The organism is Synechococcus sp. R70.1, assembly GCF_047461675.1.
Lineage (GTDB): Bacteria > Cyanobacteriota > Cyanobacteriia > Thermostichales > Thermostichaceae > Thermostichus.
Genome location: NZ_JANSHR010000062.1, coordinates 1 through 966, shown reverse-complemented (window position 1 = coordinate 966; position 966 = coordinate 1). Strand labels below are relative to the sequence as shown.

Genomic DNA, 966 nt, shown 5'->3' with positions numbered 1-966 from the left:
TCTTTACCGGGCCGCTGGTGTTTTACTTTATGGAATGTCTGGAATGGCTCAACGCTTACTCTGGGCTCTAGAGCCATCTCGTAAGCCTGCCAAAACCCAAGAACGCACACCAGTTACAAGTGGAGGAGTCCTCAATTCAAAATGGCTTGGCACTCGGGAGCCTCTAAAAACTCGTCCGGCGAAATGAGGTATCCTGGAGGCGCAGTCACAGGCACGAACCCCTCCAAGTTCAACTCGGTTTCGTCGTAAACCACCAGTTGGCTGAAACCGGCAACAGGATCCCCAGGATCCCCCTTCACCTCGAGAATGCGGGCTTTTCGCTGGATAATCCAAGGGTTCTCCCCTTCTAGTTCAGAAGGGGCCAGAGGGCGATCTAGGCCAAACACGAACTCTCCACTTCGACCGACGAGAATTGCCTCCAGGCTACCGGGCTTTCCTGCACCTACAAAGCAAAAAAAGTAGTAGTCAGAGTTCGGGGTAAAATACAGGCCTATCAGGGGTAGTAGAGGCGGCCAGGATTGTTCATCCGGATGAAGGCGAGCACTGAAGCAAGCTGTATAACCTGCCAGAGAGCCTGGTTCAGAAGGCTCCCCACGACAAAGTAGGATGTCTCTCTCTGATCTCTTCCAGTCCTGTTGCGCCAAGGCAGGGATCCCAGGGGATAGAGCCATCAGGGCCATCAGTACCGTTGCCGTCAATGATCTGGACATAACGCCGTACCCAAAGCTGAGGATGGTAGTATCCTAGCTCGGAATCCCTCTCTAGCTGTGTGATCGGGGTCAAGACCGATGGGCCACTCTACCCCGAAGGGCAAAGGGTTGAACTGCTACTCTATAAAGTGATTCATCAAAGTGATTCATCCTTCTCAGCCGTTGGCCTATCCTCCCTATGACTGCTGCAATTTCCTCTGTCAACCTGCCCAGCCAGTACAACCCCTTTGAGACCGAGCCCAAGTGGCAGCGCTTT

General features: G+C 53.3%; 1 protein-coding gene. It reads right to left on the bottom strand.

Features of this window, described 5'->3' with window-relative positions:
• Positions 1-131: 131 nt before the first annotated feature.
• Entirely contained in the window at positions 132-386 is a 255-nt protein-coding gene (locus NW807_RS08080; RefSeq protein WP_414425789.1) for a hypothetical protein, read from the bottom strand.
• Positions 387-966: the final 580 nt, after the last annotated feature.